Raw genomic sequence first — 13,386 nt, 5'->3', positions numbered from 1 at the left:
GAGGGACACGGCCAGGTAGAACCAGCCCTGCACGGTCAGCCGGTGGCCCTTGGCGGGCGGGCCGGTTCCAGCGGTGGTCACGTCGTCCTCCGACATCGTCAGTTCCAGCTCAGGTGGAGTACGGCCACATCGTCGTCCAGGCCGCCCTGGCTCTCGGCCAGGTGCTCCGCGCGTTCGATCAGTCGGTCGACGAAGTTCTCGGGGGCCAGTTCGGGCATCTCCTCGGCGAGCCGCAGCAGGCCCTCCTCACCGAGGCGCTCGCGGCCCCGGCCGACGTACCCCTCGAAGAGCCCGTCGGTGAACAGCACCATGCCCGCGCCGACCGGCATGTCGAACTCCTCGATCGGCCAGCTGGCCAGACCGGGGACGACGCCGAGCGCGGGGCCCGCGGGCACCTCGACCCAGCGCACCCGGCGGTCCGGGGTGCGCAGCAGCATCCCCGGGTGTCCGGCGCGGGTGATGCGCACCCGGCGCTGGGTGGGGGTGAAGGTGAGGCTGGTGAGGGTGGCGAAGACCTCGGTGCGGGCGCGTTCGGCGACGAGTATCTCCTCCAGGCGTGCCACCTGTTCGTCCGCGGGTACGCCGCTGAGCACGAGGGTGCGCCAGGCGATGCGCAGGGCGACGCCGAGGGCGGCCTCGTCGGGGCCGTGTCCCGAGACGTCTCCGATCAGCGCGGCGACGGTGCCCTCGGTGCTCTGCACGATGTCGTAGAAGTCGCCGCCGAGGAGGGCCTGGGAGCGTCCGGGCCGGTAGCGGGTGACTATGTCGATGTCGGCGTCCGTGGCGTCGCCGCGCAGCAGCGGCCTGGGCAGCAGTCCGCGTTCCAGGCGGGCGTTCTCCTGGGCGTGCATCTGGCTGGCCTGGAGGGCGACGGCGGCCTGTTCGGCCTGCTTGCGCTGGATCGCGTAGCGCACGGCCCGGCCGAAGAGGTCGGGTGCGACGCGGCCCTTGACGAGGTAGTCCTGGGCGCCGGCCGCGACGGCGGAGAGGCCGGTCTCCTCCTCGGCGAGGCCGGTGAGGACGACGACGGCGACCTGGTCGGCGTGGAGCTGGATCTGGGAGACGGCCTCGAGGCCCTGGGCGTCGGGCAGGTGCAGGTCGAGCAGGACGCAGTCGGGGGTCTCCTGGGCGAGGACGGCGCGGGCGTCGGCCATGGAGCGCACCCAGCGCAGCCGCATCTTGAGAGTGCTGTCGGCGACCAGTTCCTCCACCAGGAGGGCGTCGCCCGGGTCGTCCTCGACGAGCAGGACGGACGGTTCGCGCCAGTGCCACACCTCGCCCGGGTAGCCGTGCGCGGGTGAGGTCGAATCGGCAGCCCTCGGCTGCGACGTCACCATTGTTCCGCCTTCCCCACCTGCGCACCCACCTCGTGATCAGTTGTCGTTCGACAACTGTGGTGAGCATACTCGCGCGCTCGGCCCGGTACCGCACGCCTCCGTCGTGAGGACGGGTCCGGGCCGCCGCAATCTACAGCAGCGGCCCGGACCCCGACCACACCGCGGGGGCCAGGGGGAAGGGATCGGGCCCGCCGTGCGGCGGGCCCGGGATCAGCCGGTGGTGAGCAGGCCCTCGCGCAGCCGGGCCAGCAGACGGCTCAGCAGCCGCGAGACGTGCATCTGGGAGACGCCGAGCCGCTCCCCTATCTCGGCCTGGGTGCGCTCCTCGACGAAGCGCAGGTGGATGATCAGGCGCTCGCGCTCGTCCAGTTCGGCGAGCAGGGGGGCCAGCGCGTGGAAGTCCTCGACCAGTTCGAGGGCCCCGTCCTCGCAGCCGATGAAGTCGGCGAGCACGCTCTCGCCCTCGTCGCCCGCGGAGATCGCGGCGTCGAGGGAGGAGGAGTTGTAGCCGTTGGAGGCGAGGCGGGCCTCGACGACCTCGTTCTCGGTCAGGCTCATCAGCTGGGAGAGTTCGGCGACCGTGGGGGTGCGGCCGAGGCGGGTGCTCAGCTCCTCGGTGGCGCGGGCCAGCTGGACGCGGGCCTCCTGGAGGCGGCGCGGCACGTGCACGGCCCAGGAGGTGTCGCGGAAGAAGCGCTTGATCTCGCCCACGATGTAGGGGATGGAGAAGGAGGTGAACTCCACCTCGCGCGAGACCTCGAAGCGGTCGATCGCCTTGATCAGGCCGATGACGCCGACCTGGACGATGTCCTCCATCTCCTCCGGGCCGCGGCTGCGGAACCGGGAGGCCGCGTAGCGCACCAGTGAGATGTTCATCTCGATCAGGGTGTTGCGCGCGTACTGGTGGTCGGGGGTGCCCTCCTCCAGGTGCGCGAGCCGCCCGAGGAAGTGGCGGGTCAGCTCGCGCGCGTCCTTCGGAGCGATCTGGGAGGGGTTGGCGATCTCCTCGATCTGCCGTACACCGGTCCCCGTCTTCGTCGCCGTCATTCCGCGTCCTCCCCTGGCCCTTCACCCGGCCGGTCGGCCGGTCGAGGTGGCGGGTACCCAGGGTTCGCGCTCTCATCCCTCTTCACCGTGTTGAATGCGGTGGACGGTCGCCCGCCACCGGACAACGGGCCGACAAGACCTGACAGACCAGGACGTACCAGACAGGGGAGACGGATGGACTGGCGCGAGTTCGCCGAGCGGATGGCGGAGCTGGCCCGGGAGCTGCTGGCCAAGGAGTCGGTGCAGGACACCCTGGACGCGATCGCGGTGGCCGCGGTGGATCTGGTGCGGGGCTGTGACGCGGCGGGCATCCTCGCGGTGCGCGGGGGCCGTGCCGTGACGCTGGCCGCGCACGGGGACGTGGTGCGCGAGAGCGACCGGCTCCAGGGCGAGCTGGGCGAGGGGCCCTGTTTCGATCTGGCGCGCGGCCGGGCGGACGAACGCGCCTACCGGATCGAGGACATGAGCGCGCCCCGGACGGACTGGCCGCGGTTCGCGCGGGCGGCGCACGGCCTCGGCATCGGCAGCATGACCGGGGTGCTGCTGTACACGGACCGGGAGGACTTCGGGGCGCTGAACCTGTACAGCGAACACCCCGGCGCCTTCACCCACGAGTTCGAGACGGCGGGCTGGCTCCTGGCGTCGCACGCCGCCGTGGCGCTCTCCAGCGCCCGCACCATCGACCAGCTCGAGCACGCGATGGAGACCAGGCACGCCATCGGGGAGGCCATCGGCATCCTCATGGAGCGCCACCGGATGAGCGAGGACGACGCGTTCAACGTGCTGCGCAGCATCTCCCAGCACCACAACGTCAAACTCCGTGACGTCGCCCGGCGGGTGCGGGAGGACCGGCCCCGGGAGCCGTGAGCCGGCCACCGTCCCGGCGTGTGCGGGACGGTGGCCGCGGGTCACCTTCTGCGACCCCGCGCGGACCAGCCGGCTCCGACGCCCGCCAGATGCAGGGCCAGCACGGTGAGGCCGAGCAGCATCACATTGGTCGAGGAGAGGGCGTCGTTGGTGGAGATGTCCGCCGCGTTGATCAGGAAGGAGATGAAGAACAGAACCGCGGAGATGATCGCCAGCATGGTGGTGGGTCCTTTCGGTCGACGGTGTCTCCGTCGCACTGTGCACACCGGATGCCCGCTCCTCGCGCTCCCATACGGCCGATCTGGCACCAAGCTCGACTCGTCGCGCGCTCCGCGCGGCCCCGGGCCTCAGCCGCCCGGCGGGGTGCGGCCCAGCAGCTCCCTGGTGATCGAGCCGGCCGCGCGCAGCATGGCGCGGGCGGCGGCCTGGTCGTAGCCGTCGTCGCCGAGCAGGGAGCGCGCCGTCTCCTCGTAGCGGACCCGCAGCGGGGCCAGTTCGGGGGTGCCGCGCTGGGGGTGGCCGACGGCGCTCCAGTACCGTTCGGCGGCGGTGTGGGCGGCGACCGCGCGTTCGCCCGAGCCCTGGGCGGCGAGCGCGGAGGCGAGGACGTCGAGGCCGAGGGCGAGCCCGAAGTGGTCGCCGATGAGCAGCTTGCCCTCCAGCATGGACAGGGCGTGGGCGGTGGCGGTGGCGGCGCGGTCCTCGTTCAGGGCGATCAGGGCGAGTTGGTAGTCGGCGTAGGAGCGGGTCCACCACTCGTCGCGGGCGAGGGAGTCGCGGCGCAGCTCCGCGGCGCTCTCCCCGGCCTGGTCGAGGAGTCCTCTGGCGGTGAGGGCGAAGACCCGGGCGAGCCGGCACAGCACCCGGCCGGCGCCGCCGGTGGCGGGCCCTTCGGTCTGGGCGAGCGCGGAGTCGACGACGTACTCGGCGGCCAGCGGGCGTCCGCCGAGCAGATGGGTCAGGGCCAGCAGATAGGCCGCTCTGAGGACGGCGTCGGTGTCCCCGGCGCTCTCGGCCTGCGCGCGGGCGGCCTGGGCCAGTTCGCGGCCGGTCTCGTACTCGCCGCGCAGCACTCGCACGACGCCGAGCGCCCACAGCGCCCTGCCCCGGGCGGGGCCTGGGCCGGTGCCGAGGGCGAGGGCCTCGTCGAGGTAGCGGGCGGCTTCGGGGAGGTGTCCGCAGCAGCTCCAGAAGAAGCCGAGGTGTCCCGCCATGCCGACGGCTTCGTCGGGGCGGGTGAGGAGGAGGTGGTCGAGCGCGGCGCACAGGTCGGCGTGGGCTGCGGCGATCCACCGGTACCAGCGGATCTGGTCGGCGCCGTACCAGGCCCGGTCGGCGCGGCGCACCGCACGCGCGTGGTGGCGGGCGTGCCGGTCGGCGACCCGGGTGGTCTCCCCCAGGGCGTCGAGCCACGTCAGGCCGTACTCGCGGACGGTGTCCAGCATCCGGTAGCGGTCGCCGTCGAGGCTGATCACGGAGGCGCGGACGAGGCCGGCCAGCGCCTGTTCGACGTCGGCGGGGGCGAGCGGCCCGCCGGCGCAGACCGCGACGGCGGCCTCGGTGTCCATGGGGCCGCGGAACACCGAAAGGCGGGCCCACAGCAGGCGTTCGGCGGGTGCGCACAGTTCGTGGCTCCAGCCGATGGTGGTGCGCAGGGCCCGGTGGCGGGGCGGTCCCGTGCGGTGCCCGGTGGCGGAGAGGTCGAGCAGCAGGGCGAGTTGGCGGTCGACGTCCTGGACGTCCCGGTCGGCGAGTTGTCCCGCGGCGAGTTCGAGGGCGAGCGGGATGCCCTGGAGGCGGGCGCACAAGCGGGCGGCGACGACGGCGTCGGCGGTGCCGGTGAGGGGCCGGCCCGCGTCGTCGGCGAGCCGGCCGAGGAGGGCGGGCGCGTCGGTGTCGACGGGCAGCGGTTCCACCACGAACCGCCGTTCGTCCGGCAGGCCGAGGGGCTGTCTGCCGGTCGCCAGGACGGTGAGCCGGGGGCAGGCGGGCAGCAGGCGGGCGACGAGGGCGGCGCAGGCGGCCGACACGTGTTCGCAGGAGTCGAGGACGAGCAGCAGGTCGTCGTCGGCGGCCGCGAGCCACTCGGCGAGCGCGTCGAGGGGCAGCGCGGGGGTGTGGTCGGCGAAGCCGAGGGCGTCGGCGACGGTGGCCACCAGGAGCCGGTCGTCCCGCAGTTGCCACAGGTCGGCCCAGGCGGCGGCGCGGTGACTGGAGCGGACCGTCTCCTCGGCCGCGTGCAGGGCGAGGCGGCTCTTGCCGACGCCTCCGGCACCGGTCAGGGTGACCAGCCGGTGCGCGCGCAGGGCGGCGGCGAGGTCGCGCAGCTCGTCCAGGCGTCCGACGAACCCCGGGGGAACGGGCGGTAGATGACTCGACACGGGGGACAGTCTTTCGCGCTCCGCCGGCAGGCGGGGGCCGATTCGCCTCCTCGGCGGCGCCCGCCGGTTCACACCGGGCGCGCGCACGCCTCGGCCAGGCGCAGGCTCGTGGCCACCGCGCCCGCGATGTCGTCGCCCGGGAACAGGACGTGCCGGACGGTCCGTGCGGCGTCGACGACCAGGATCAGCCGGGTGAGGCGCAGCCGTCCCGCGCTGCGGAAGGTGGGCAGCCGCAGCGCGGTGGTGAGGGTGTGCCCCGCGTCGGAGAGCAGCGGGTGCGGCAGTTCCTCGGTGCGGGCGAACTCCTGCTGCTGGTGCGGAAGCTGGGTACTGACCCCGCGTATGTCGAGGCCCTTGCGGCGGGCTTCGGGCCAGGCGTCGGCGAAGAGGCGGTTCTCCCGTGTGCAGCCGGCCGCTCCCGGCACGGGCTCGTCGCGGGCGGCGCCGGGTCCCGGGAAGGTGAACAGGACGGTGGCCGCGGCGTCCGGCGCGACGACGGGCAGCGGCTCGCCGTCGGGGCCGCCGGGCAGGGCGAGCCCTTCGGGCACCCGGGTGCCGGTCAGGGCGTGGACGCGCGCGTGCGGGGCGCCTTCGGCCGCGGCCGACGCGGTGGGGGCGCCGTCGCCGAGCACCCAGCGGTCGCCCCAGTCCTGCATCGCGGCCAGCAGCGGGAGCAGCGCGCGCCCCGCGTCGGTGAAGAGGTACTCGTAGCGCACCGGCCTGCGTTGGTACAGGCTCCGGCTGAGCACCCCGTGGGCGACCAGCCGTCCGAGCCGTTCGCTGAGGACCTTGCGGGAGAGGCCGATCTCGGCGGCGAGGGCGTCGAACCGTACGTGTCCGCGGGCGACTTCGCGCAGCACGAGCACGTTCCACCAGTCTCCGAGGACCATCGCGGCCTGGGCGATCCCGCAGGTCTCGTCGGCGTTGTGCATCTTCATGCGCCCATAGTAGGTTCCTTTTCGGGACCCACCAGGGTTCCCTTTCGGGACTCACTTTGTATCCCAGCGGAACATGAGGGCGCCGTCCCACCGGACCGACGCCCCGCACCCGAGGAGTCGCAGCGTGCCTGTCGTCATCAGCAGGGTCATCGGACGCGAGATCATCGACAGCAGGGGAAACCCCACGGTCGAGGTCGACGTCGAACTCTCGGACGGATCGCTCGGCCGGGCGGCCGTCCCGTCCGGTGCCTCGACCGGCGCCCGGGAGGCCGTCGAACTCCGCGACGGCGACCCGGCCCGCTTCCACGGCAAGGGGGTGCGGCGGGCCGTCGACGCGGTCAACGACGCGATCTGCGACACCGTGGTCGGACTGTCAGCCGACGACCAGGCGAGCGTCGACGCGGCCCTGATCGACCTCGACGGCACCCCCGACAAGGCACGCCTGGGCGCGAACGCGCTCCTCGGCGTCTCCCTGGCCACCGCCAAGGCCGCCGCGGCCTCCCACCGGCTGCCGCTGTACCGCTACATCGGCGGAGTGGACGCACGGCTGCTCCCGGTGCCGATGATGAACATCGTCAACGGCGGTGCGCACGCCGACAATCCGCTCGACTTCCAGGAGTTCATGATCGCCCCGGTCGGCGCGGCCACTTTCGCCGAGGCCGTCCGGATGGGCTCGGAGGTCTTCCACACCCTGCGCGGCACCCTGCTGGCCGCCGGGCACAGCGTGAACGTCGGTGACGAGGGCGGCTTCGCCCCCGACCTGCGCACCGCCGACGAGGCCCTGGAGTTTGTGGTGGGCGCCGTCGAGCGGAGCGGCTACAAGGCGGGCACCGACATCACGATCGTCATGGACCCGGCGTCCTCGGAGTTCTTCCGGGACGGCGCCTACCACTACACCGGCGAGGGCGTCCGCCGCTCCCCCGCCGAACACGCCGACTTCCTGGCCGAGTTGGTGGAGCGCTACCCGGTCGCCTCGGTCGAGGACCCGATGGCCGAGGACGACCACGAGGGCTGGCGGGACCTGACCGCCCGGCTCGGCGACCGCTGCCAGCTCACCGGCGACGACGTGTTCTGCACCAACGAGTCCCTGCTGCGCGCCGGCATCAGCGACGGCATCGCCAACGCGATCCTGGTGAAGGTCAATCAGATCGGCACGCTCACCGAGACGTTGGCGACCGTCGCCACCGCGCACCGGGCCGGCTACACCGTCGTCATGTCGCACCGCTCGGGCGAGACCGAGGACACCACGATCGCCGACCTGGCGGTCGCCACCGGATGCGGCCAGATCAAGACCGGCTCCCTCTCCCGCGCCGACCGCACCGCCAAGTACAACCAACTGGTGCGCATCGAGGAGGAGTTGGGAAGCCAGGCGCGGTACGCGGGCCGGGACACGCTGCGGCTGCGCGGCTGAGACGGTGGGCGGTGGGGGGCGCGGGGGCGCGGGGCGATCCGGAGACGGTGGTCGGCGGTCGGCGGGGGCGCGGGGCGGTCCGGAGACGGCGGGCGGTGGGGGCGCGGGCGCGCAGGGGCGCGGGGCGCTTGAGAGACGAGGGCCGTCGGCTCGTGGGACGGTGTGCCCCGCAGGGCGCAGGTGTCCGCCGCGTTGCCGGGGCCTCGCGGGGTCAGGCGTCCGCGCGGGTCGCGCGCCACTCGCGGGGCGCCATGCCGTAGGCCGTGCGGAAGGCCCGGCTGAAGTGGCTGGGGCTGACGAACCCCCAGCGCCTGGCGACCGCGGCGACGGTCCGGACGGCGGGCTCCCGCGTGAGGTCCCGGCGGCAGCGCTCCAGCCGTTGCCGCAGGATCCAGCGGCCGACGGTCGTCCCCTCGCGCTCGAAGACCTTGTGCAGATAGCGCACCGAGACGCGCTGCGCCGCGGCGATGCTCTCCGGCGACAGCCGGGGATCGTGCAGATGGCCGAGGATGTATTCCTGCGCGAGCGCGAGCACCGCGTGCGGCGACTCGGGCGCCTCGCAACCCGACCGACCGGCGTGCTCACGGGCGAGGACGGCGAGCAGATCCACGGCGACGTCGGCGAGCGGCCTGGCGGTGTCGTCGTCCAACTCGTCGGCCTGCCGAGCCAGTCGGGTGAGATAGCCGAAGACGAGGGCGGCGACGCCGTGCTCCGCGGGGAAGACGGTGGCCACGAGTTCCCGTAACTCCCGCTCGGGAAGGGGCAGTCGGGCGCGCGGCAGATGGAACGCCAGGAAGGAGAAGTCCTCCGGCAGCACCTTCCGGAAGACCCGCCCCGAATCGGAGAGGGCGAACTCCCCCGGCCCGACGACGACGTTCCTGCCGTCCTGCTCCAACAGCGCCCTGCCGCGCTGCTGGACGGTGAGCGTCAGCCATTCCTCGCCGTCCCGCGCGATGTCCCGACGGCGCCGCGTCACGGTCTGGGGCCCCGCGCCGACCTCGGCGATCTGGAGGAAGCCGACACGACGGCTCGCGATCACGCCCTCGGCCGGTTCACGCTCGTGCAGGGCGACGTCGAGCGGGATGAAGGTGTTCGACACCACGTCGTGCCAGTAGGCGTGCCGCTCGGCGGGGACCAGGGCGGCGGTGGAGCGGACGACGGGCACCGGTCTTCTCCCTTCGTGGAGTGATGGCTGCGGAGAGGTGGAGGCTGGGGTGGGAGCGGTGGTGGGAGTGGGAGTGGGTCCGTGCGGGGGGGGGACTTCTCCATTCAAGGGCGCACGGCCGGACCGCTCCAGGAAGAACCGCAGGAAGAAGTGGGCTGCGCCGCCCGTCCTGGATCCGCCGCCCTCCACACTGGGCCGCCCCCACCCTGGGCCGCCCCCGCACCGGGCCGTCCGCCCACCGGGCCGTCCGCGCGGCCCGCCGCCCGACGGCGTTGGGCATGAGCCTGACGGCGTTCCGCGTGAGCCTGGCGGCGTTCTGCATAAGATCGAACGACGGGACGACCCCGTCGACGATCACGGAAACGAGCTGCTCACGCGTGACACCGGAAGAGTCCGGCTTCGGGCCGCTGCTGCGGCTGCACCGGCGGTCGGCGGGGCTGACCCTGGAGGAACTCGCCGAGCGGGCGGGCGTCAGCGTCCGTGCCATCGGCGACATGGAGCGCGGTCGCAGCCGCAGCCCGCAGGCCCGCACCGTGACCGCCCTGGCCGGCGCCCTGCGGCTGGAGGCCACCGACCGGGCCGCGTTCACGGAGGCGGCCCGCGCCGGTCGCCGCCGCCCCGAGGAACCCGCCGCCGGATGGTGCCCGCTGCCGCCTGACGTCCCGGACTTCACCGGGCGTGACCCCGAGACCGCGTGGCTGCTCCAGGGCGGGCAGGACACACCGCTGACCGTGGTGTCGGGGGCGCCCGGCACCGGCAAGAGCGCGCTCGCCGTGCACGCCGCCCGGCAGGCCGCGGACCGCTACCGCGACGGCTGCTTCTTCCTCGATCTGCGGGGTCTTGACGCCGAGCCGCTGCCGGCCGGCGAGGCGCTGCTCAGACTGCTCAAGGCGCTGGGCGTGCGCGGCCGGGACATCCCCGCCGACACCGAGGAGCGGGCGGCCCTGCACCGGGCGCTCCTGCGGGACCGGCGGGCGCTGGTGGTCCTCGACAACGCGGCGCGTGAGGCGCAGGTCAGACCACTCCTGCCGGTGGCGGGCCTGGGCGCCGTCTGGGTCACCGCGCGCCGGGCGCTGACCGGCCTCGAACACGCCCGCCGGCTGCCGCTCGGGCCGCTGCCCGCCGGCGCGGCCACCGCCATGCTGGGCTCGCTCCTCGGCGCCAGGACGACGGCCGCCGACGCGGGCGCCCTCGCCGAGATCGCCGGGCACTGCGGTCGTCTGCCGCTCGCGCTGCGGATCGCCGGGACCCGGCTGCTCAGCCGCCCCGGGTGGACCGCGCGCGACCTCGCCGACCGGCTGGCCGCGCAGGAGCGGCGGCTCGACGGGCTCGCCGTCGGTGACCTGCACATCGAGTCGGCGTTCGCGCTGTCGCACGCGCAGCTCAACCGGGAGCAGCGGCTGCTGTTCCGGCGGCTCGCGCTGGTGCCGGGAACGGACTTCGGCGGGGATCTCGCGGCCGTCCTCACCGGCTTCCCGGCCCATCTCGCCGACCAGTTCCTCGACGACCTCGTCGAACTCGGCCTGCTCGTACCGGTGGAGGGCGACCGGGCCGCCTTCCACGACCTGATCCGGCTGTTCGCCGCGCGCCGACTGCGCGAGGAGGAGAGCCCGGAGGAGACACGGGCCGTCGGGGACCGGCTCAGCAGGTGGCTGCTCAACTCGGGGCGCGAGCAAGGCGGCTGAGGCGTGCGGGGCCGGGGACCACGGGGGTCCCAGGTGACGACGGTGAGCCTCTGCGGTGGCCGTCGGCGGGGGCCGTCGACTCACGGATGGCAGCCTGACGCACGGCACACGGCACACGACGCACAACGCATGACGGCTGACGGCTCACGGCTCACGGCCCACGGCCCACGGCCCACGGCCCACGGTCAGGCTGTCGTCCAGAGCGTGATGAGTTCCTCGGCCTCCTCCCGCTGGGTCGCGTCGCCCGAGAGCTGGGCGGCGGCGAGCGCCTCGTGCGCGGTGGTGAGCGCGGACGCCCGCTCCCCCAGTCCCGCCAGCGCCCGCGCCGCGCACAGCAGCGCCTGCCCGCGCAGTACCGGCACGTCGACGCGGACGTCCACCTCCAGCGCGCGCTGCGCCGCCAGCCGGGCGTCCGCCCAGCGGCCGAGCCCGATCAGCGCCCGCGCCTTGCCGCACAGCGCGTTCATCGTCGAGTAGTCGGCGATGTGCTCGGCGGGCGCGGTGGCCGGGTCGGCGAGCAGCGCGAGGAGCCGGTCCAGGGTGTCGACGGCGTCCTCGAACCGGCCGATCGAGCGCAGGCTCCTGGCCAGCACCACGAGGGCCGTGGGGTGTCCCTCGCGGTTGCCCGCCGCCGCGAACAGGGCCTCCGCCCTGCGGGCGTACGTCACCGCCGGTTCGAACAGTTCGCGGGTGACGGCGGTGTGGGCCGCGTAGGTGTACGCCCACGCCTCCTGCACGGTGTCGCCCGCGCGCCGGGCCAGTTCGGCGGCCTCCAGGGCGAGCCGGGAGCCCGTGTCCGGGTCGTGGCGGCAGTGGAAGTAGGCCCAGGAGAGGTAGTTGGCCTGCGTCGCCTCCGCCGTGAGGTCGCCGAGCGCGTGGGCCGCGTCCCGGGAGAGCGCGAACACCTCGTGCCAGTGGCCCCAGAACGGCCACCGGTCGGAGAACCAGTGCATCGACTCGGCGACGTCCACCACGGTGGCGTGGTCCCCGGCGGCGGCGGCCTCGCGCAGCGCGGTCAGCCAGTGCGCGTGCTCGGTGCGCAGCCACTGCTGGGCCGTCTGCTGGTCGCCGACGTCGGCCGGCGGAGCCGGGTCGGCGGCCGGGGCCTCACCCGGTTCGAAGCGGCTGCCGGCAGCGCGCGCGGTCCGCAGCAGCCAGGTGCGCAGCGCGGTACCGGCCGCCTGCCGGGCCTCGGGTGACTCCTCGGCGTCCAGCCGGTGGCGCGCGTAGAGGCGGATCAGGTCGTGGAAGGAGGCGCGGCCCGCCGAGTCCTGGCCGAGCAGGCCGAGTTCGACGAGTTCGTCGGTGAGGTCCTCGACGCGCTCGAGCGGCGAGCCGGTCAGTACGGCGCCGAGGACGGGCGCGAAGTCGGGTCCTGTCACCAGGGCGAGCCGGCGGAACAAGGCCCGTGCGGGGTCGGTGAGTTGCTCGTAGGAGAGGGTGAAGGCGGACCGTACGGCGAGGTCGCCCGCGGTGAGCCCGGTCAGCCGGTGGTCCTCGGCGGCGAGCCGGTCGGCGAGCGCGGACGCGGTCCAGCCCGGCCGGGTGACAAGGCGGTTCCCCGCGATGCGCAACGCCAGGGGCAGGCCACCGCACAACTCCGCGATCCGGGTGAGGGCGTCGCGCTCCTGCCGGGCCGCGGGGTCCGTCGAGTGGGTCCCGGCCCCGGCGTTCACCGCAGCCGTCCGGCGGGCGGTGATCGCGGCCAGGAGACTGGTCGCGGCGCTCTCCGGGAGCGGGGTGAGGGCGATCCTGTGGGCGTCCGGGAGGCCGGTCAGGGCGCGGCGGCTGGTCACCCAGGCGGGGCCGGCGCCTGGTCCGGGCAGCAGCGGGAGCACCTGGGACTCCCCGGCCGCGTTGTCGAGCACCAGCAGCACATCGGCGTCCCTGATGGTGCGCAGGTAGAGCGCCGCGCGGTCGTCGGCGCCGGTCGGCAGGTCGCCGTCGGCGACGCCCAGGGCTCTGAGGAGCCGGGCCTGCGCGTCGTAGGGGGTGAGGGGCTGGGCGTCCAGACCGCGCAGGTCGACGAAGAGGCAGCCGCCCGCGTGCCGGACGGACCTCTCCCTGGCCGCCTGCGCGACGAGCGCCGTCTTGCCGAGCCCGGGGGCGCCGTGGACGATCACGACGGACCCGCCGTCCGCTCCCGCGCTCTCCTCGCCCAGCCTGCGCAGCTCCTCCGCGCGGCCCGCGAAGTCCGGTGTGCCAGACGGGAGTTCGCACAGTCCGGGGGGCGCGGTGTGACGGCGGCGGCCCGCGCGGGCGGCGGTGAGGAGCGCGTCGGTGTCGGCGCGGGCCAGGCCGAGCGCGTCGGCGAGGGCCTGGACGGTGCGGGACTGCGGGCCGCGGCTGTGGCCGCGTTCCATGTCGCCGATGGCGCGGGCGGTGACCTTGGAGGCGGCGGCGAGTTCGTCGAGCGTGAGTCCCGCGGTGTGCCGGTGGGCCCGCAGCAGCGGGCCGAAGGGGCGCGGGGGTGACTGGCCCACGGTTCTCTGTCCTCTCCGGCGGTACGGCCCCTTCACCCTACTGGCAGGTAGGGAGCGGTCTCCGACCAGGTC

The 13,386-nt window shown here is 74.3% G+C and carries 10 protein-coding genes; 3 read left to right on the top strand and 7 right to left on the bottom strand.

What is annotated here, in order from left to right; translation table 11 throughout:
• Nucleotides 1–98 precede the first annotated feature (98 nt).
• Complete coding sequence (locus DDJ31_RS37010; RefSeq protein WP_127176056.1) at nt 99–1,337, bottom strand: PP2C family protein-serine/threonine phosphatase; 1,239 nt, start codon at nt 1,335–1,337, stop codon at nt 99–101.
• Between the two features lie 210 nt (nt 1,338–1,547).
• A complete protein-coding gene (locus tag DDJ31_RS37005; protein ID WP_127176057.1) occupies nt 1,548–2,384 on the bottom strand; it encodes a SigB/SigF/SigG family RNA polymerase sigma factor in 837 nt (278 codons plus the stop codon).
• Nucleotides 2,385–2,558: 174 nt separating this feature from the next.
• On the opposite strand from DDJ31_RS37005, the gene DDJ31_RS37000 reads away from it, so the two are divergent.
• Nucleotides 2,559–3,251, top strand: coding sequence for a GAF and ANTAR domain-containing protein (locus DDJ31_RS37000; RefSeq protein WP_127176058.1), 693 nt, complete (start codon nt 2,559–2,561; stop codon nt 3,249–3,251).
• 41 nt (nt 3,252–3,292) lie between these two features.
• On the opposite strand, the gene DDJ31_RS36995 is transcribed toward DDJ31_RS37000, so the two are convergent.
• The 3 genes from DDJ31_RS36995 to DDJ31_RS36985 all read right to left on the bottom strand — a co-directional run bounded on the left by DDJ31_RS36995 (nt 3,293) and on the right by DDJ31_RS36985 (nt 6,570).
• Nucleotides 3,293–3,469: a hypothetical protein gene (locus DDJ31_RS36995; RefSeq protein WP_164784813.1), complete on the bottom strand. Its 177-nt coding sequence runs from the start codon at nt 3,467–3,469 to the stop codon at nt 3,293–3,295.
• 129 nt (nt 3,470–3,598) lie between these two features.
• Nucleotides 3,599–5,632, bottom strand: a complete 2,034-nt coding sequence (locus tag DDJ31_RS36990) for an ATP-binding protein (protein WP_206280608.1) — start codon at nt 5,630–5,632, stop codon at nt 3,599–3,601.
• 68 nt (nt 5,633–5,700) lie between these two features.
• Nucleotides 5,701–6,570, bottom strand: coding sequence for a winged helix-turn-helix transcriptional regulator (locus DDJ31_RS36985; protein ID WP_127176059.1), 870 nt, complete (start codon nt 6,568–6,570; stop codon nt 5,701–5,703).
• 73 nt (nt 6,571–6,643) lie between these two features.
• On the opposite strand from DDJ31_RS36985, the gene eno reads away from it, so the two are divergent.
• Entirely contained in the window at nt 6,644–7,981 is a 1,338-nt protein-coding gene (gene eno, locus DDJ31_RS36980; protein WP_127176060.1) for a phosphopyruvate hydratase, read from the top strand.
• A gap of 211 nt (nt 7,982–8,192) precedes the next feature.
• Here the strand turns inward: eno and DDJ31_RS36975 are convergent, their stop codons facing one another.
• Complete coding sequence (locus DDJ31_RS36975) at nt 8,193–9,146, bottom strand: helix-turn-helix domain-containing protein (RefSeq protein WP_127176061.1); 954 nt, start codon at nt 9,144–9,146, stop codon at nt 8,193–8,195.
• A gap of 377 nt (nt 9,147–9,523) precedes the next feature.
• On the opposite strand from DDJ31_RS36975, the gene DDJ31_RS36970 reads away from it, so the two are divergent.
• Nucleotides 9,524–10,831, top strand: a complete 1,308-nt coding sequence (locus tag DDJ31_RS36970) for a helix-turn-helix domain-containing protein (RefSeq protein ID WP_164784814.1) — start codon at nt 9,524–9,526, stop codon at nt 10,829–10,831.
• A 185-nt stretch (nt 10,832–11,016) separates the two neighbouring features.
• Here the strand turns inward: DDJ31_RS36970 and DDJ31_RS36965 are convergent, their stop codons facing one another.
• Complete coding sequence (locus DDJ31_RS36965; RefSeq protein WP_164784815.1) at nt 11,017–13,314, bottom strand: ATP-binding protein; 2,298 nt, start codon at nt 13,312–13,314, stop codon at nt 11,017–11,019.
• Between the last annotated feature and the right edge of the window lie 72 nt (nt 13,315–13,386).

It is taken from the genome of Streptomyces griseoviridis (genome assembly GCF_005222485.1).
GTDB classification, from domain to species: Bacteria; Actinomycetota; Actinomycetes; order Streptomycetales; family Streptomycetaceae; genus Streptomyces; species Streptomyces hintoniae.
Note: the sequence above shows the minus strand (reverse complement) of the source record. Positions and strands in the feature narration are given on the sequence as shown.